20 protein-coding genes and 1 pseudogene are annotated in these 16,855 nt (G+C 60.0%); 8 read left to right on the forward strand and 13 right to left on the reverse strand.

Going from position 1 to position 16,855, the window contains the following annotated elements:
* Positions 1-142: 142 nt before the first annotated feature.
* Complete coding sequence (locus FFM81_RS11735; RefSeq protein WP_003573478.1) at positions 143-400, forward strand: YjhX family toxin; 258 nt, start codon at positions 143-145, stop codon at positions 398-400.
* Between the two features lie 50 nt (positions 401-450).
* On the opposite strand, the gene FFM81_RS11740 is transcribed toward FFM81_RS11735, so the two are convergent.
* Entirely contained in the window at positions 451-726 is a 276-nt protein-coding gene (locus FFM81_RS11740) for a hypothetical protein (protein ID WP_003573480.1), read from the reverse strand.
* A 139-nt stretch (positions 727-865) separates the two neighbouring features.
* Between FFM81_RS11740 and FFM81_RS11745 the strand changes: the two genes are divergently transcribed.
* A complete protein-coding gene (locus tag FFM81_RS11745) occupies positions 866-1,363 on the forward strand; it encodes a sigma-70 family RNA polymerase sigma factor (RefSeq protein WP_003573482.1) in 498 nt (165 codons plus the stop codon).
* A 92-nt stretch (positions 1,364-1,455) separates the two neighbouring features.
* On the opposite strand, the gene FFM81_RS11750 is transcribed toward FFM81_RS11745, so the two are convergent.
* The 7 genes from FFM81_RS11750 to FFM81_RS11780 all read right to left on the reverse strand — a co-directional run bounded on the left by FFM81_RS11750 (position 1,456) and on the right by FFM81_RS11780 (position 6,331).
* Positions 1,456-1,842, reverse strand: a complete 387-nt coding sequence (locus FFM81_RS11750) for a response regulator (RefSeq protein WP_003573484.1) — start codon at positions 1,840-1,842, stop codon at positions 1,456-1,458.
* 72 nt (positions 1,843-1,914) lie between these two features.
* The gene (locus tag FFM81_RS11755; RefSeq protein WP_025416077.1) at positions 1,915-2,298 is read right to left on the reverse strand and encodes a response regulator; all 384 of its coding nucleotides are present in this window, start codon (positions 2,296-2,298) and stop codon (positions 1,915-1,917) included.
* Positions 2,299-2,304: 6 nt separating this feature from the next.
* Positions 2,305-3,282, reverse strand: a complete 978-nt coding sequence (locus tag FFM81_RS11760; RefSeq protein WP_003573488.1) for a PAS domain-containing protein — start codon at positions 3,280-3,282, stop codon at positions 2,305-2,307.
* A gap of 167 nt (positions 3,283-3,449) precedes the next feature.
* Positions 3,450-3,614, reverse strand: coding sequence for a hypothetical protein (locus FFM81_RS32710; protein ID WP_244597341.1), 165 nt, complete (start codon positions 3,612-3,614; stop codon positions 3,450-3,452).
* Positions 3,615-3,729: 115 nt separating this feature from the next.
* Entirely contained in the window at positions 3,730-5,211 is a 1,482-nt protein-coding gene (gene gatA, locus FFM81_RS11770) for an Asp-tRNA(Asn)/Glu-tRNA(Gln) amidotransferase subunit GatA (RefSeq protein ID WP_003573490.1), read from the reverse strand.
* A gap of 58 nt (positions 5,212-5,269) precedes the next feature.
* Complete coding sequence (gene gatC / locus FFM81_RS11775) at positions 5,270-5,557, reverse strand: Asp-tRNA(Asn)/Glu-tRNA(Gln) amidotransferase subunit GatC (protein ID WP_003573492.1); 288 nt, start codon at positions 5,555-5,557, stop codon at positions 5,270-5,272.
* 69 nt (positions 5,558-5,626) lie between these two features.
* Entirely contained in the window at positions 5,627-6,331 is a 705-nt protein-coding gene (locus FFM81_RS11780) for a metal-dependent hydrolase (protein WP_138384343.1), read from the reverse strand.
* Positions 6,332-6,559: 228 nt separating this feature from the next.
* Between FFM81_RS11780 and ruvX the strand changes: the two are divergent.
* A pseudogene (gene ruvX, locus FFM81_RS11785) lies at positions 6,560-7,053 on the forward strand (Holliday junction resolvase RuvX).
* On the opposite strand, the gene FFM81_RS11790 reads toward ruvX, so the two are convergent.
* The 3 genes from FFM81_RS11790 to FFM81_RS11800 form a co-directional block, all read right to left on the reverse strand.
* The gene (locus FFM81_RS11790) at positions 6,990-7,322 is read right to left on the reverse strand and encodes a DUF6105 family protein (RefSeq protein ID WP_003573498.1); all 333 of its coding nucleotides are present in this window, start codon (positions 7,320-7,322) and stop codon (positions 6,990-6,992) included. The pseudogene ruvX and the gene FFM81_RS11790 sit on opposite strands and share 64 nt — an antisense overlap.
* Complete coding sequence (locus tag FFM81_RS11795) at positions 7,319-7,492, reverse strand: hypothetical protein (protein WP_003573500.1); 174 nt, start codon at positions 7,490-7,492, stop codon at positions 7,319-7,321. Before FFM81_RS11795 ends, FFM81_RS11790 begins: the two co-directional genes overlap by 4 nt.
* 132 nt (positions 7,493-7,624) lie before the next feature.
* Positions 7,625-8,284, reverse strand: coding sequence for a TetR/AcrR family transcriptional regulator (locus FFM81_RS11800; RefSeq protein ID WP_003573502.1), 660 nt, complete (start codon positions 8,282-8,284; stop codon positions 7,625-7,627).
* A 249-nt stretch (positions 8,285-8,533) separates the two neighbouring features.
* Between FFM81_RS11800 and map the strand changes: the two genes are divergently transcribed.
* From map to FFM81_RS11825, 5 genes are all read left to right on the forward strand, one after another.
* A complete protein-coding gene (gene map / locus FFM81_RS11805) occupies positions 8,534-9,370 on the forward strand; it encodes a type I methionyl aminopeptidase (RefSeq protein WP_003573504.1) in 837 nt (278 codons plus the stop codon).
* Between the two features lie 7 nt (positions 9,371-9,377).
* Complete coding sequence (gene radC, locus FFM81_RS11810; protein WP_025416073.1) at positions 9,378-10,205, forward strand: RadC family protein; 828 nt, start codon at positions 9,378-9,380, stop codon at positions 10,203-10,205.
* A gap of 119 nt (positions 10,206-10,324) precedes the next feature.
* Entirely contained in the window at positions 10,325-11,731 is a 1,407-nt protein-coding gene (gene sthA, locus FFM81_RS11815) for a Si-specific NAD(P)(+) transhydrogenase (protein ID WP_003573508.1), read from the forward strand.
* Between the two features lie 64 nt (positions 11,732-11,795).
* The gene (locus FFM81_RS11820) at positions 11,796-12,599 is read left to right on the forward strand and encodes an endonuclease/exonuclease/phosphatase family protein (protein WP_138384344.1); all 804 of its coding nucleotides are present in this window, start codon (positions 11,796-11,798) and stop codon (positions 12,597-12,599) included.
* Positions 12,600-12,760: 161 nt separating this feature from the next.
* Entirely contained in the window at positions 12,761-14,530 is a 1,770-nt protein-coding gene (locus FFM81_RS11825) for a B12-binding domain-containing radical SAM protein (RefSeq protein WP_138384345.1), read from the forward strand.
* Between the two features lie 79 nt (positions 14,531-14,609).
* Here the strand turns inward: FFM81_RS11825 and FFM81_RS11830 are convergent, their stop codons facing one another.
* Both FFM81_RS11830 and tig read right to left on the reverse strand, forming a co-directional pair.
* A complete protein-coding gene (locus tag FFM81_RS11830; protein ID WP_003573515.1) occupies positions 14,610-15,032 on the reverse strand; it encodes a nuclear transport factor 2 family protein in 423 nt (140 codons plus the stop codon).
* Between the two features lie 230 nt (positions 15,033-15,262).
* Positions 15,263-16,747 carry a trigger factor gene (gene tig, locus FFM81_RS11835; protein WP_138384346.1) on the reverse strand — a complete coding sequence of 495 codons (1,485 nt, stop codon included), beginning with the start codon at positions 16,745-16,747 and terminating at the stop codon, positions 15,263-15,265.
* Between the last annotated feature and the right edge of the window lie 108 nt (positions 16,748-16,855).

The raw sequence follows: 16,855 nt of genomic DNA on the forward strand, positions 1-16,855 counted from the left end.
ATGTTGAGCCTGTCACAGACCCGGTAAAGGCCCTGCCCGCAAGTCCGCTTGCGCGCATGGGCCCGAAAAACGAAGCCCTGACGTTCGAAAGAGCGCCAGATCGTTTTTGCGCGCGCCTCTGGGCGCGATACCGGATCTTAACATGGACATTTCCCGCACGGAGCAGCGCATCCTGCATCTGATGGCCCAAGGCGGCCGCATCGAAATTTCTCGCGACGACAACAGGAAGATCGAGAACGTGAGTTGCTTCACTCGCGACGGCTGGCTCTATCCCGGCGTCGACCTCGATCTCTTCCGCAAGCTGAAGCGGCTGAGAGCAATCAAGTCCTCCAGCGGCCAGCCCTACCGGATCACCGAAAGAGGGCTGAAACTGGTCAGGTCGCAGTTGAACAACAGGTAACTATCATCCGTCCTGACCGCGCCTCGAACCGGCGCGGTCAGGGTGCCGCCTCAAATCTTTGCAGAGAGTTCCATGCGCATCGCCGACCATTCTTCGGCCATCGTGCCCGTGCCGCGTCTCTTACCGGCGCGGCGATACCAGTAATCGGCATTCCAGTCGTCGCCCTCGATGCGGTGGCAGAGCGCATGGCCCCAGTCGAAGGGCTGTTCGCCTTCGTGGCGCTGGCAGATGTCGTGCATTGCCTGCCAATCCGCGTCCATGGTGAAGCCGCCGGCAGCAAGGCGATCAGCGGCCTCGATCAATCGCGCAAGATCCTGTTTCGACATGATACCCTCCCCACCGGCAAAGCCTTCGACAGCAATATCATCGTCGCCGATCTCGGCGTAGGCAGAATTAGATAAGAATCAGCGGTCCGCGTGGAACGTAACGACCGAGGCGAAGTTCACCCGTTAGTGGAGGACGCCAATGCAAGATCATGATCGACCCGGTTTTACGGACGCGGAACTGCTTGATAACATGCCTGCTCTCCGATGTTTCGCCAGGCGCTTCCACAGCTCGACCAGCGATATCGACGACCTTGTTCAGGAAACGATTGCCAAAGCCATCGCGCACTCCGGGAATTTTCGGCCTGGCACGCGGCTGCGCTCCTGGCTGTTCACAATCATGCGCAATACGTTCTGCACGAAATTCAAAATGTCCAAACGAGAATATGTCGGTGAGATCGAAGATTCCGCCGATTGGGCTTCCTCGCCGCCATCGCAAATCTGGGAGGTGCGCGGACATGAGCTGGAGGTGGCGATTTCAGCCTTGCCGGACAATTATCGAACGGCCGTTGACCTGGTATTTCTTCAAGGCGTCAGCTACGAGGCCGCGGCGGACCGGTGCGGCGTTCCGATCGGGACAATCAAAAGCCGGGTTAACCGAGCCCGCCATCAGCTGACAAAGGCGCTCGACACCGAGTGACAAAGCGTGGCGCAAAAAGTGCGCTGCAGATGTGCGACAACGACATGCGCGGAATGGAAAACCTGGGCGCGACAGGTGAATCGCGACTCGGCTTAATGGTATTCCGCGGCCCTCCCGCCGAACAAAGCTTCCGCGATCTTTCCCAATTCGGTCGGCTTCTCGCATAGCGAGAAGCCTGTGAACTTCACCGGAATGATCGCCGGGTCGAACGCAGTTGCGAATACAAAAGGAATATTGCGCCGTTCAAGCTCCTCGGCGACCGGAAATACAAATTCGCCCTCCAGGTGTACATCGAGGATTGCTGCGTCGATCTTTTCATTCTCGACAAGTTCCAGCGCGGCGGTCACGCCGGCGACAGGGCCGACCACGGTAGCACCGGCTTTCTCAAGCTTCCGCCGGGTCTCATCCGCGAGGAAATATTCGTCCTCGACGATCAGTACGCGTTTTCCTGCAAAGAGCTCGATGGCGGAATTTTCCAAAGCCTCGCACCTCTGTTCTCGTTGTGACGGACCGTAGTGGATGATTTGCCGGGAGGCGAGCGCTGAAAGCGATCAGGTCAGAAACGTCTTCAGTACGTCGACAAGCCGTTTCAGGTCCGTCGGTTTTCCGATATTGGCGACACCGGCAAGCACCGGGTGGACGGCAAGTTCCGCGGGATGCACCGCGCTGGCAAGGACGAACGGAACACCCAACGCTTTCAACTGAAGCGCGACGGGCGTGACTTTTTCGCCAACGAGATTGAAATCCAAGACTGCGGCATGAGGGCATTCCTCGCTGACCAGATCAAGAGCGTGATCGACCGATGCTGCCGGCCCCAACACCCGGAACCCTCCAGCGATCAAGGCTTCCTTGAGCTCCATTGCAATCAATAGTTCGTCTTCAACCACGAGGACCGATCTCCTGCCTTCAACATCGATTTCCGCAGGGTCGTCCATCTGTCCTCACACCGGGATTTTAATCATGGCTGCCAAACCACCCGGATCGTATTTAAGTTCCACCTTTCCGCCGAGATGAGCGGAAGTGCCCTCGATCAACTCCGTTCCATAACCGCGGCGCTTTGGCGGTGTGACAGGCAGCCCGTTCTTCTCCCGCCAGTTGCAGACAAGATATGTCCGGTCCCTCGCACCGTCTTCGAGTGCCCAGGTCACATGGATTTCACCATCGGGAACGGACAAGGCGCCATACTTCGCCGCGTTGGTACCTAGTTCGTGGAATATCATGCTGATGGCAAGAACCTTGGAACTGGCAAGGGTCACCGTCGGACCGTCGCAATGAAGACGCTGGGCGCCGGGCTCGCTGACCGACTGCCGCAACAATACTTCAAAATCGGTGGCCTCGCCGGTAGCGGCGAGTTCCTGCGCGCGAAGCGTAACTTCGAGCCGCCCGAGCAGGATGTCGCGATATTCGGTGGCAGTGCGATCCTCAGTTTCCGTCTGCATGGCAATCGCGCGTATCACCGCCAACAGGTTCCTCAGACGATGCCGGGTTTCCGCAATGATGAAATCCCTCTCGGCGTCGTGGCGCCGGCGCTCCGTGACATCATCGAAGAGGATAAGGATATTGGTGCTGTTATTGTCGGGATGAATCAGACGGCGCGCATCGACAAGAAACGTTCGCTGCCCGATCGCTGGAAAATTATGCACCACTTCGAAGCCGATGACGGCGGCGGCTTTCGGGATAACCGACCCGATCAGATGCCGGAGCTCGGCTATGTCCCATTGACCGTTACCGAGATCAAAGAAGTTTTGCCCGAGGATATCATCCCGCTCGACCTCAAAGGTCCGGACGAAAGCGTTGTTGGCGGTCGTCACGCAGAGATTATGATCGAGGACGATAGTCGGCTGGGTCATCGTATCGACGATGCCCTGAGCCAGCACATGTCCGCTTTTCAGCAGACGGTAAAGGTCTTCCAAAATCATCTCTGCGCCGGCCCCTTCGGCAGAAAGGTTGCAGTCGAGTGTGCTCGCTTTCGCGGGTTTGACAACAGAAATTAGGGTGATAACCCTATTATAAAAGGGGGTAGTCACGCTCGTGGAGTGAGCCCTCCTGCACTCCTGTCATCCTCCCTCCAGCATCCCGTTATCGGTCAGCCAACCGCTTCTCCAGATGCACCTTCGCGTTCGATGCCCATGCTCTTGGAAAACTCACGGCCGCGCAAGACGCTGGTGAATCCGCAACGTTCGTAGAGCCTGATCCGCCGGTATTCCAGCATGCGTGTCGAGGCTGCCGTCGCCAGCCCTTCCGTTGTCATCAATTTGTTCAAATATAACAGGAGCGCCCGACCAACGCCCTTGCCCATGCGGCGAAGCCGACGGCGCCGACCGCTTCGTGGTCGGCGGGCGTTCTCTCTAGGATCGTAAGATCCGTTACCACCACTTGGCCGGCGTAAACCGGCCGGCCGCCTGCTCGATGACGTGAGCGGTCTTGAACAGCGTTTCCTCGTCGAAGGGCTTGCCGATCAGTTGCAGGCCGAGCGGCAGGCCCTTCTGGTCGAGACCGGCCGGCACGGCGATGCCCGGCAGGCCCGCCATGTTGACCGTCACCGTGAAGATGTCGTTCAGATACATCTTCACCGGATCGGAAGCGAGGTCCTCATCGGCGACGCCAAAGGCCGACGACGGCGTCGCCGGCGTCAGGATGGCGTCGACACCGGCATCGAAGGCAAGTTCGAAATCGCGCTTGATCAGCGTGCGGACCTTCTGGGCGCGAATATAATAGGCATCGTAATAACCGGCCGACAGCACATAGGTGCCGATCATGATGCGGCGCTTGACTTCCTGGCCGAAGCCGGCGGCGCGCGTCTTCTCGTACATGTCGACGATGTCCTTGCCGTCGACACGCAGGCCGTAGCGCACGCCGTCGTAACGGGCGAGGTTCGAGGATGCCTCGGCCGGAGCGACGATATAATAGGCCGGAAGTGCGTATTTCGTGTGCGGCAGCGAGATGTCGACGATTTCGGCACCGGCGTCCTTCAGCCAGGCGATGCCCTGGCGCCAAAGGGTCTCGATCTCCTCCGGCATGCCATCGACACGGTATTCGCTTGGAATGCCGATCTTCATGCCCTTCAGCGATTGGCCAAGGGCGGCCTCATAATCCGGCACGGGCAGATCGACCGAAGTCGTGTCCTTGGCGTCGACACTTGCCATCGATTTCAAAAGGATCGCGGCATCGCGCACGTCGCGGGCGATGGGTCCTGCCTGGTCGAGCGAAGAGGCGAAGGCAACGGTGCCCCAGCGCGAGCAGCGGCCATAGGTCGGCTTGATGCCGACGGTGCCAGTGAAGGCCGCCGGCTGGCGGATCGAGCCGCCGGTATCGGTGGCAGTGGCCCCGGCGCAAAGATGCGCGGCGACGGCCGCCGCCGAGCCGCCGGAGGAGCCGCCTGGAACGAGTTGCTGGTTGGAGCCTGACGCACGCCAGGGATTGATCACCGGGCCGTAATAGGACGTCTCGTTGGAAGAGCCCATGGCGAACTCGTCCATATTAAGCTTGCCGAGCATGACGGCGCCGTCATCCCAGAGGTTCTGCGTCACGGTCGATTCATAACGCGGCTCGAAACCATCGAGAATGTGGCTGCAGGCCTGGGTATGCACGCCGACGGTGGCAAAGAGATCCTTGATGCCGAGCGGAATGCCTTCGAGTTCGCCGGCCTTGCCGGCGGCGATGCGCTCGTCGGAATTCTTGGCCATGAGGCGGGCGAGATCCGGCGTGACCTTGATATAGGCATTCAGCCGGCCATTGGCCGCATCGATCGCCGAGATATAGGCTTCGGTCAGTTCGAGTGCGGTGATTTCCTTGGCGCGCAGCTTCTGGCGGGCTTCGGCAATGGTCAGGCTGGTGAGTTCGCTCATGGTGTTTTCGCTTCAGGTCTTTAAATTGGCAACAGGGTCGGAAGGAGGCTACGAAGCCTTATTCGACGACTTTCGGCACCAGGAAGAAATTGTGATCGGTGACGGGCGCGTTGGCGACGATATCGGCGGCCTTGCTGCCGTCGGTCACCTCATCCGTCCGCTTCTTCATCGCCATCGGCGTGACTGACGTCATCGCCTCGACGCCTTCGACATTGACTTCGGAGAGCTGCTCGACGAAGCCCAAGATGCCGTTCAGCTCGCCGACCATGCGATTTGCCTCGTCCTCGGAGACGGCAATACGGGCAAGGTGGGCGACGCGCTTTACGGTGGCAAGATCGACGGACATGGCATTCTCCGGATGGGATTTTTCCTACCCGCTATAAAGGCCATGTCCGCCCGGTGCAACGGGATTTCGTCAGATCGACAGGCTCTCCGCGGGCTTCAGCGCCTTCACTTCCGTCTTCGATCCCTCCATGCCGGCAACGAATTTATCGGCCGTCTGCTCGATGATCGGGAAGGTGCCGTAATGGCAGGGGATCGCGGTCTTGAAGTTGAAATAGCGCCGGCAGGCAAGGGCTGCCACGGCGCCGCCCATGGTGAAGCGGTCGCCGATCGGCACGAGGCCTATATCGGGCTGGTGCAATTCATTGATCAGCGCCATGTCGGCGAAGATGTCGGTGTCGCCCATGGCGAGGATCGAGGCTTCATCATCGAAATGCAGCATCAGGCCGTTGGCATTGCCGAGCGCATGCGAAACACCGTCTTCGGTGATCTGGGCAGAGGAGTGCAGCGCATTGGTGAAGGTCGCCGAGAAACTGCCGAGCGCGATCGTGCCGCCGGTATTGCCCATCTCGATCTTGCCGACGCCCTTGGAGCCGAGCCAGGCGGCGAGATCGGCATTGGCGAGAACGACGGCGCCGGTTTCCTTGGCAAGCGCCACGGTATCGCCGACATGGTCGCCATGGCCATGAGTCAGCAGGATATGGGTAACGCCTGAAGAGACATCCTTGATATCCTGGCCGGAAAAGGAAGCGTTATGGCTGAGGAACGAATCGAGCAGGATCGTCGCCTTTCCGGTCTCGATGCGGAAGGCGGAATGGCCGAGCCAGGTGATCTTCATGAAATCTCTCCTTTATTATGTGATGCAAAAACCAGTTTGGGGAGATCCGGATGACTTCAGGCAGGATCTGCCCCAAATTCTGAATCCGCATCTCAATCAAAGAATTGGAGCATGATGTCGACCGAAAACCGCTCACACTTTTCGGCATCATGCTCTATGGACATATCTCATGCGGCCGCAAAGAAAAGCGGCGGCGACTTCAATTTCTTTTGACGGGATGAAATGGCGATGACGGTGCTGACGATCGAGGAAATGGCCGAGACGCTTGCCCCGCGGCAGGCAATTGCCGGCCTCGATCTCGGCACCAAGACGATCGGGCTTTCGATGTCGGATCTCGGGCGGCGCTTCGCCACACCCGCCCGGTAATCCGGCGCATCAAATTCACCATCGATGCGCAGGCGCTCATGGATTTTGCGATAGCGGAAAAGGTCGCAGGCTTCGTGATCGGCTTGCCGATGAATATGGATGGATCGGCGGGTCCCCGGGTACAGGCGACGCGCGCCTTCGTGCGCAACATGGAGCAGAAGACCGCGCTGCCCTTCGTCTATTGGGACGAACGGCTTTCGACGGTGGCCGCCGAACGGACGCTGCTCGAGATGGACGTCTCGCGCGCCAAGCGCGCCGAACGGATCGATTCGGCCGCGGCAAGCTTCATCCTTCAGGGCGCGCTCGACAGGCTTTCCTTGCTGGCAAGATCGGCAGGAGACGAATTCAGCGCCTGACGCGCCGTCCACCAGGCGATGATCGACTTGCGCTTTCTGAAGCCGAGGATGGCGAAGACGATGAGGCTATCCACCGCGATCGCACGGGCAACCAGCGGCGGAATGGTCTCCGGCGGAATACCGAGCGCCTCGCCGTACAGCTGGAACGTCAAGTCATGAACCTGCCGCGACAGCATGAAGATGCCGAAATTCATGTCGTAATAGGAGAGCCAGTACCATCCGCCGAGAAAGACGATGGGGCCGGCCCAGAAGATCAGAAACCACTTCATGCGGCTTCTCCTCCTTGCTTGCGCGTTACGGGCAGATCGAGGGAGACCAACCAGGTCGACAATGCCATGATGCAAAGCACCAGGGTGGGAATTGCGATATCCAGCGCCAGAACTGCGAAAAACATCATCGCCGTTACGAAAAACGTGGCTCTGCCGATCTTGGGTCCCATGGATGTCAACTCGGAGACTCTCACTCATTCCATCTCTGCTGACCGCCACACTGTCGGGTTAACTGCGGCCAGGCAACGTAAACCATTCATTAAGGTTAATGCAGCAGCCGCTCCCTGTGGATGAGTGAGGTATCAGCCGTAGACGCCGCGCACGATGCGCTTCAGCGCCGTCGCCGTCTTCTCCCAATCCTTTGATGTCTTCAGCGACAGACCGGCGCACTGCCCGCCGCTTGCTGCGGCAAGCACGAGATGCTGGATCGCGGCGATGATGACGGCATTGACGGCCGCCGCATCCACACCCTTCGGCGGCGCCAGCGAGCCGCGCATGCGCTCCAGCCAGAGCGCGAGCGCCTTCGAACGCGCTTCGGAGAGCCGCCTCACCTGCTCGGTGTTCTCAGATATCTCCCAGGCGAGGATGCGGCGCATCAGCGGATCGTTCCTCAAGGCGTCGAGGAGGAGAAGCGACAGCCGCTCCATCAGGTCGCCATAGGTGAGCAGGAACATGCCGCCGGTGTCCTCAGGAATGCGATCCTTCACCCATGTGCCGAGATCGGCGCCGATCGCCTCGACCAGACCGTCGAGACCGCCATAATAACGGTAGATCAGCTGCTTGTCGCAACCGGCACGGCGGGCAACCGCATTGATGCCGAAATTCTGGAAACCTTCCTCGGCCAGCAATCCCTTGGCGGCGGCAAGGATGGCGCGCTCGGTGGCGCCGCGATCGCGCACGCGCCGTTCCGGCTCGCCGCCGGCCTCAGGCAAACTTTCAAGTTTTACCGCTTCATCAAGCACGAACGCCCCTTTCCCGCTGTCACCAATCGGTGAGTAGCGGGGAGGTTTCCTGCAATCAATCCTATCCTCTTGGGAAGATTGTGGATATTTCATCCGCTACAGATGATTGGACCCCGCAGGGGTGTGGAGGACTGCATGCCGGGCCGATCGGATCGGCTCAGAAATCTCGTCCGGGCGGTTGATCGCGATGGACGAACCCGGCATAGCTGCATTATGAACAATTCTAATATTCTCCACTAAGGCCCTGCAATGGTGAACTATATCGAAGCCTCTTCCGCGCCCTCGAAGAATACGGGCGCCATTCGGCTTTATGACGCACAAGCATTCGAGGGCATGCGCAGGGCGTGCCAGCTGACGGCGCGCTGCCTCGATGCGCTGGCCGATATCGTCAAGCCGGGGCTGGTAACCGATGACATTGACCGGTTCGTCTTCGATTTCGGCATGGATCACGGCGCCCACCCTGCGACGCTGAACTATCGCGGCTACACCAAATCGACCTGCACCTCGATCAACCACGTCGTCTGCCACGGCATTCCAAACGACAAGCCGCTGCGCGAAGGCGATATCGTCAATATCGACGTCACTTTCGTGCTCGACGGCTGGCACGGCGATTCCAGCCGGATGTATCCGGTGGGAACGATCAAGCGCGCCGCCGAGCGACTGCTCGAGGTTACCTATGAATCGCTGATGCGCGGCATTTCCGCCGTCAGGCCCGGCGCCCGCACCGGCGCGATCGGCGAGGCGATCCAGACCTTTGCCGAGGCCGAACGCTGCTCGGTGGTGCGCGATTTCTGCGGCCACGGCGTCGGCCGGCTGTTCCACGATTCGCCGAACATTCTGCATTACGGCCGCGCCAACGAGGGGCCGGAGCTGCGCGAAGGCATGATCTTCACCATCGAGCCGATGATCAATCTCGGCCGGCCGCATGTGAAGGTATTGGCCGACGGCTGGACGGCGGTGACCCGCGACCGGTCGCTCTCGGCGCAGTACGAACACACCGTTGGCGTCACCTCCGACGGCTGCGAGATCTTCACCCTGTCGCCAGGCGGACTCGACCGCCCCGGTCTGCCGTCGCATAACGGCTGACAATCCGATGGCGAAGGGCCCTGTTTCGACATCTTCCGACGACGAGCTGCCTTTCGCAACGCAGGAGCCCATTGCCGCCGACGAACGCTCGTTCTTCGGCGGACAGCCGCAAAAACCGGCCGGGCCGAATGCCAAGAGCGCCCTGCCCGCCTCGCTCGCCGCTCAGGAGCATTATCATGGCCATCGCGAGCGACTGCGTGACCGCTTCCGCGAACAGGGCGACATCGCCCTTGCCGACTATGAAATCCTCGAACTCCTGCTTTTTCGTCTGATCCCGCGGCGCGATACCAAGCCGATCGCCAAAGCGCTGATCGAACGCTTCGGCTCGCTCTCCGGCGTCTTCGGCGCGCCGGCGGCGCTGCTGACGGAGGTAAAAGGTGTCGGTGAGGCCGTGGCGCTCGACCTGAAGCTGATCTCGACCGTCGCCCACAGGACCCTCAAAAGCGAACTCAGAGCCAAGCAGGTGCTCTCCTCATGGTCGTCGGTCATCCAGTATTGTCATGCCGCCATGGCGCATGAGACCCGCGAACAATTCCGCATCCTCTTCCTCGACAAGCGCAACGTACTGATCGCCGACGAGGTGCAGGGCCGCGGCACGGTCGACCATACGCCGGTCTATCCGCGTGAGGTGGTCAAACGTGCGCTCGAGCTTTCGGCAACGGCGATGATCCTGGTGCACAACCACCCCTCCGGCGACCCAACGCCGTCGCGCGCAGACATCGATATGACGAAGGTGATCATCGATGCGGCCAAGGCGCTTGATATTACTGTCCACGACCATGTGATTATCGGCAAGGACGGCCATGTCAGCCTGAAGGGGCTGAAGCTGATCTGAAAAGCACAGGCAGGCTCGAATCGGCGGTCGTAAAACAATCTGTAACATTGACCGGCTACCGATAGACGGGCGACATTTTTGCGTCGCAAATGATTCCATTTCCAATCCGGGGCCAGATAATGCTTCAGTACGATCTCGTTGTGGTGGGCAGCGGTCCCGCAGGGCGCCGCGGAGCGATCCAGGCTGCCAAACTCGGCAAGAAAGTACTTGTCATCGAGCAGGGAAAACGCGTCGGCGGCGTCTCCGTGCATACCGGCACCATCCCCTCCAAAACGCTGCGCGAGACCGCGCTCAATCTTTCTGGCTGGCGTGAACGCGGCTTTTACGGCCGGTCTTACCGCGTCAAGGAAGAGATCAGTGCCGACGACCTGCGCCGCCGCCTGCTGATCACCCTCAACCACGAAGTCGAGGTGCTCGAGCACCAGTTCGCCCGCAACCGCGTGCAGCATATTCGCGGCAAGGCGAGCTTCATCGATGCCTCGACGCTGCAGGTGATCAAGGATGACGGCGAGATCACCCAGGTTACCGGCGCCAGCGTGCTGCTTGCCGTCGGCACAAAGCCGTTCCGCCCCGATTACATACCCTTCGACGGCAAGACTGTTCTCGACAGCGACGAATTGCTCGATATCCAGGAGTTGCCGCGTTCGATGGTCGTCATCGGCGCCGGCGTCATCGGCATCGAATATGCGACGATCTTCAGCGCGCTCGACACGGCCGTCACCGTCATCGACCCGAAGACGACGATGCTCGACTTCATCGACAAAGAAATCGTCGAGGATTTCACCTACCAGCTGCGCGACCGCAACATGAAGCTGCTGCTCGGCCAGAAGGCTGACAAGGTGGAGACGCTCGACGGCGGCAAGGTCGAGCTGACGCTCGACAGCGGCAGGCGCCTGACCACCGACATGGTGCTTTTCGCCGCCGGTCGCATGGGGGCGACCGACGCGCTGAACCTTCCGGCCATCGGCCTCGAAGCCGACAGCCGCGGCCGCCTCAAGGTCAATCCGGAAACCTTCCAGACATCGGTTGCCAACGTCTATGCCGCCGGCGACGTCGTCGGCTTTCCAAGCCTTGCCTCGACCTCGATGGAACAGGGCCGCATCGCCGCCCGCGTCGCGATCGGCGCGGTTGCCAAGGAGCCGCCGAAATATTTCCCGTACGGCATTTATGCCGTGCCGGAAATTTCCACCTGCGGCCTGACCGAAGAGGAGATGAAGGAGCGCGGTATTCCCTATGAATGCGGCATCGCCCGTTTCCGCGAGACCTCGCGCGGTCATATCATGGGCCTCGACACCGGGCTTTTGAAGCTGATCTTCTCGCTGAAGACACGCCGCCTGCTCGGCGTGCATATCGTCGGCGAAGGCGCTACCGAGCTGGTTCATATCGGCCAGGCGGTGCTCAATCTCAAAGGCACGGTCGAATATTTTGTCGAAAACACCTTCAACTATCCGACGCTTGCCGAAGCCTACAAGATCGCCGGCCTCGACGCCTGGAACCGGATGGGCGACATCAAGTCTGAACTCTAAGGGCGAATCACAGACGGCAGAACCGTCGTCTCAATCCGGCCGCCCAAAACGGAGCCGAACGACATTGCGCATCATTTCGCTGAACGCCTGGGGCGGCAGGCTGCACGAGGCCCTGATCGATTATGTCAGGCAGGCCGATGCGGATGTTTTGTGCCTGCAGGAAGTGCTGCGGGCGCCGGGCGCGGATGGGGGATGGTCAATCTATCGGGATGCGGGGCTGGAACTGCCGCAGCGCGCCAATCTGTTTGCCGAGATCAGCGCCGCCCTGCCCGGCCACGACGGCTTCTTCTGCCCGACATCGAGAGGCGAGCTGTTTAACGGCGATAGCGCCATTGCCGCCGAATTCGGGCTGGCGACCTTCGTGCGCAAATCACATTCGGTCATCGCCCAGGGGCTGGACTTCGTGCATGGCGGTTTTTCGGCCGATGGCTGGGGTGAACACCCGCGGCCGCGCAACGCCCATTGCATCCGCGTCTTCAGCCATGAACAGGCTTCTGCCGTTACCATCGCCCATATGCATGGCCTGCGCGATCCCGCCGGCAAGGACGACACGGCGGCCCGCCAAGAGCAGGCCGCGGCACTGGTCAAGCTTGTCGAGCGCATCTGGCCCGGCAATGAAGGCCTCGTTGTCTGCGGTGATTTCAACGTTTTGGCTGACAGCGCCACCTTTGCGATTCTCACCCGACTCGGGCTTTGCGAGCTCGTCACCGGCAATGGCCTTGTAGACACGCGAACCTCCTACTATCTGAAGCCGGGGCGCTTTGCCGACTATATGCTGGTCACACCAGGGGTCAGCGTTGCCAAATTCGAGGTGGTCGAGACGCCGGAGGTGTCCGACCACCGCGCATTGCTGCTCGATATCGGGTAGTATATTGAGGAATGATACGCTGCGCGAAACGTTTTGCGCGCAGCGCCGTGTTTTACGTCTTGGTTTGAACCCTCATAAGTCGCATTGATACGCCATGCATGATATGTGCTTTCAACTCCATTTTGCCTCCGGCAAAAGCTTCTGAAGAAAGATAGATACTCTTGTCCCATGTCTTGGAAGCTGCGCGCCGACGTTTTCAGCTGATTCTGATCAAGCCGTCGCATTATGACGACGACGGCTATGTCATCCGCTGGTGGCGGGCGATGATTCCTTCCAATTCGCTCGCGGCTCTCTATGGCATCGCCGCCGAATGCGCCGAGCGCAAAGTGCTCGGCCCCGATACCGCGATCGACATCACCGTGATCGACGAGACCAATACGCGGATCGACTTCGCCGGATTGCTCGCCCAGTTCAAGCGCCACGACAATTTCGGCATGATCGCGCTTGTCGGCGTCCAGACCAACCAGTATCCGCGTGCCCTCGATATCGCCCGGCCGTTTCGCGATGCCGGCCTGCCGGTTTCGATCGGCGGCTTCCATGTTTCGGGCTGCCTGTCGATGCTGGACGGCAAGGCGGTTTGGCTCGACGCCTGCCGCGACATGGGCATCTCGATGTTTGCCGGCGAGGCCGAGGGCCGGCTGGAGATGGTGCTGCGCGACGCCGCTGGCGGCGAGCTGAAGCCGCTCTACAATTTCATGAACGACCTTCCCGGCATCGGCGGCACGCCGGTTCCCTTCCTGCCGAAGGACAATATCCAGCGAACGCTCGGGCTCAGCACCAGCTTCGATGCCGGACGCGGCTGTCCCTACCAGTGCTCGTTCTGCACCATCATCAACGTCCAGGGGCGCAAGTCGCGTTTCCGCTCGGCCGACGACGTCGAAAAGCTGGTGCGGATGAACTGGGCGCAGGGCATCCACAAATTCTTCATCACCGACGACAATTTTGCCCGCAACAAGGATTGGGAAGCGATCTTCGACCGGCTGATCGAGCTGAAGGAGCGGGACGGCATTCCGCTCGGCCTGATGATCCAGGTCGACACGCTCTGCCACAAGATCCCGAATTTCATCGAGAAATCCCGGCGCGCCGGCGTCACCCGTGTCTTCATCGGCCTCGAAAACGTCAATCCGGACAATCTGACCGCCGCCAAGAAGAACCAGAACAAGATCACCGAATACCGCAAGATGCTGCTCGCCTGGAAGGCGCAGGGGATCATGACGCTCGCCGGTTATATCCTGGGCTTCCCGGCCGACACGCCGGAATCGATCCGCCGCGACATCGCGATCATCCAGGAAGAGCTGCCGCTCGACGTCATCGAATTCTTCATCCTGACGCCGCTGCCCGGCTCCGAGGACCATCAGGTGCTGTGGAAGAAGGGTGTCGAGATGGATGGCGATCTCAACATCTACGATGTCGAGCACGTCTGCACCGCGCATCCGAAGATGAGCAAGCAGGAATGGGAAGACATCTACCACGAGGCCTGGGCGCTCTATTATTCGCCTGATCACATGAAGACGCTGTTGCGCCGCGCTGTGGCGACCGGAGTACCGCTCGCAAGGCTCGTCAAGGTTCTCGTCTCCTTCGCGACCACCGTGCCGCTGGAAAACGTGCATCCGCTGCAAAGCGGCCTGCTGCGCCTGAAGACGCCGTCGGAGCGGCGCCCGGAACTGCCGCGGGAAAATCCGCTGGTCTTCTGGCCGCGCTTTGCCTGGGAAACCTTCAGAAAACACGCTTCGCTTGCCGGCACGATCATCGGCCTGACGATTTCGGCATTCCTGATTTCAAGGGAAGCGAAGTCGAAGACCTATATGGATCAGGCCTTAACGCCCGTCGCCGATGATGAGGAAGAGACACTCAGCCTCTTCACCAAGACATCAGGCGGAACCGCAGCCGTGAGCCACGTCAGGAAAGTCGCGGAACTCACACGGCATTGAGTTGCAATTCGCGCTGAAGCGCGTCGCAGGAATCACGTTCGATGCGACGCGCTTTGGCGGCTCCGATTTCGGTTGCCGCTTACGCGAATTGGATCATCCGGCTCGTCTCCGCCACTTGCAGCGTGTCGACGAATTCGACGATCTTGACCGGTTTGCCATCCTGAAAATGGATCTTGTCGACGAATTCCGTATTGAAGCTCACGCCCGATGGAACGTGCCTGACCTCCCCTTCACGATGGGCGAAGACCATCTGCTCATCCTCGTCCACATAGATACCGGTCGTCCTGATCTTGGATAGATCCCATGCTGCGATAAGCTGCGTTATCGTTTGGCGAAAGTCATGCCCGCTCGTTTCAGTCGTCAGAGGCGCCAGCCGTGCATTGCCGACCATGCGAAAGGTGCAACCGTCGCCGATCAGCGCAAGCGTACCCTCGATATCGCCACGGTCGCGCACAGAATAGATTTCCTCGACCAGCGTCTTCATGTCTTTCTTTGCAGTCATTTTCAGGTCCTCCCACTACCCAAAGCTCGTTGTTTTATGCATGTCGTCATCCCCGGGCGACATGCACCAGCAAGATCTGCATCGGTTTATACTTATTTCAACTATCTGTTGCTGCTGGCGAAGATAACACCATGATGAAGAGGGCGTCGAGTAGCCCGTCCGGATGAGCCGAAAAACAAAAAGGCCCCGCACGATGGCGGGGCCTTCCAAACTTCAGAACTGAAAAGCGATTATTCGGCGCTTTCGTCAGCTGCCTTCTTCTTAGGAGCAGCCTTCTTCTTCGGAGCGGCTTCTTCGCCTTCGCCGGCGTCGGCAGCTTCGGCCTTGGCGGCAGCCTTCTTCTTCGGGGCGGCCTTCTTGGTTTCAGCCTTCGCCTCGCCTTCTTCCTCGGCGAGCAGCTCTTCCTTGGTCACCTTCTTGTCGGTGACGTCGATTTCGGTCAGCAGGTGATCGATGACCTTCTCTTCGAAGATCGGCGCGCGGATCGAAGCGGCGGCGCCCGGCTGGCTGCGGAAGAATTCGAGGATCTGCTTTTCCTGGCCCGGATACTGGCGCAGCTGATCGTAGATGGCGCGCTGCATTTCGTCTTCGCTGACTTCGACGCCGGCCTTTTCGCCGATTTCGGAGAGAACGAGGCCGAGGCGGACACGACGCTCGGCGAGCGTCTTGTATTCCTCACGTGCCTTGTCTTCGGTCGTGTCTTCGTCCTCGAAGGTCTTGCCGGACTGGGCGAGGTCGTTGTTCACCTGGCTCCAGATGCCGTTATATTCGGCATCGACCAGCGAGTTCGGGGTCTCGAACTTGTACATCTCGTCGAGCTGGTCGAGGATCTGGCGCTTCAGCTTCTGGCGGGTCAGCGAGCCGTACTGCGATTCGATCTGGCCGCGAACGATTTCCTTCAGGCGGTCGGCAGATTCGATGCCGAGCTTGGAGGCGAGTTCGTCGTTGATCTCGACGGCGCCGGGGGCTGCAACCTCCTTGACGGACACGTCGAAGGTGGCTTCCTTGCCGGCAAGGTTCTTGGCCGGATAGTCGGCCGGGAAGGTCACGGTGATGGTCTTTTCATCGCCGGCCTTGACGCCGACGAGCTGGTCTTCGAAGCCAGGAATGAAGCGGCCGGAGCCGAGCACCAGTTCGGCGCCCTGGTCGGTGCCGCCTTCGAAGGCTTCGCCGTCGACCTTGCCGACGTAATCCATGGTGATGCGGTCGCCGTTGGCGGACTTGCCGGTCTTGGTCTCATATGCGCGGGCGCTTTCGGCGACCTTGAGAACCTGCTCGTTGACTTCGTCGTCCGAAATATCGATGACTTCGCGCGTGACCTTGATGCCCTTGACCGACTTCAGTTCGATCGGCGGCAGCACTTCATAAGAGAGCGTGAATTCGAAATCCTTCTCGGCGGCGAGGATCTTGTCGGCTTCGTCCTTGTCCTCGGTCATGGCGATTTCCGGCTGCGTGGCCGACTTCTCGCCGCGGCTGGACAGGATGGCGGCCGGCTGCTCGCGGACGATCTCGTTGACGAGTTCGGCCATGATCGACTTGCCGTAGACCTTCTTCAAGTGAGCAGGGGGTACCTTGCCCGGACGGAAGCCGTTGATGCGGACCTTGTCCTTCACATCGGCAAGACGCTCATTCATCTTGTCCTGCATGTCCTTGGCCGGGATAACGACCTTGATTTCGCGCTTCAGCCCTTCAGCGAGCGTTTCGATAACCTGCATGTCTTCCTACCTTCATGTCCTGGCGGCCGTGCCCAGACGCCGTTCGTTTCGATGAGCACGACGCCGGCAGCGTGCCGCGCGTGGCTTTTCCCAATTCCTGCCATTCCG

The sequence above is a fragment of the Rhizobium hidalgonense genome, from assembly GCF_005862185.2.
Classification (GTDB): Bacteria; Pseudomonadota; Alphaproteobacteria; order Rhizobiales; family Rhizobiaceae; genus Rhizobium; species Rhizobium hidalgonense.

Coding starts and splice junctions, on each gene's coding strand:
- FFM81_RS11735 (WP_003573478.1), top strand. CDS start 143: ATGGACATTTCCCGCACGGAGCAGCGCATCCTGCATCTGATGGCCCAA.
- FFM81_RS11740 (WP_003573480.1), bottom strand. CDS start 726: ATGTCGAAACAGGATCTTGCGCGATTGATCGAGGCCGCTGATCGCCTT.
- FFM81_RS11745 (WP_003573482.1), top strand. CDS start 866: ATGCAAGATCATGATCGACCCGGTTTTACGGACGCGGAACTGCTTGAT.
- FFM81_RS11755 (WP_025416077.1), bottom strand. CDS start 2,298: ATGGACGACCCTGCGGAAATCGATGTTGAAGGCAGGAGATCGGTCCTC.
- FFM81_RS11760 (WP_003573488.1), bottom strand. CDS start 3,282: ATGATTTTGGAAGACCTTTACCGTCTGCTGAAAAGCGGACATGTGCTG.
- FFM81_RS32710 (WP_244597341.1), bottom strand. CDS start 3,614: ATGACAACGGAAGGGCTGGCGACGGCAGCCTCGACACGCATGCTGGAA.
- gatA (WP_003573490.1), bottom strand. CDS start 5,211: ATGAGCGAACTCACCAGCCTGACCATTGCCGAAGCCCGCCAGAAGCTG.
- gatC (WP_003573492.1), bottom strand. CDS start 5,557: ATGTCCGTCGATCTTGCCACCGTAAAGCGCGTCGCCCACCTTGCCCGT.
- FFM81_RS11780 (WP_138384343.1), bottom strand. CDS start 6,331: ATGAAGATCACCTGGCTCGGCCATTCCGCCTTCCGCATCGAGACCGGA.
- FFM81_RS11790 (WP_003573498.1), bottom strand. CDS start 7,322: ATGAAGTGGTTTCTGATCTTCTGGGCCGGCCCCATCGTCTTTCTCGGC.
- FFM81_RS11795 (WP_003573500.1), bottom strand. CDS start 7,492: ATGGGACCCAAGATCGGCAGAGCCACGTTTTTCGTAACGGCGATGATG.
- map (WP_003573504.1), top strand. CDS start 8,534: ATGGTGAACTATATCGAAGCCTCTTCCGCGCCCTCGAAGAATACGGGC.
- radC (WP_025416073.1), top strand. CDS start 9,378: ATGGCGAAGGGCCCTGTTTCGACATCTTCCGACGACGAGCTGCCTTTC.
- sthA (WP_003573508.1), top strand. CDS start 10,325: ATGCTTCAGTACGATCTCGTTGTGGTGGGCAGCGGTCCCGCAGGGCGC.
- FFM81_RS11830 (WP_003573515.1), bottom strand. CDS start 15,032: ATGACTGCAAAGAAAGACATGAAGACGCTGGTCGAGGAAATCTATTCT.
- tig (WP_138384346.1), bottom strand. CDS start 16,747: ATGCAGGTTATCGAAACGCTCGCTGAAGGGCTGAAGCGCGAAATCAAG.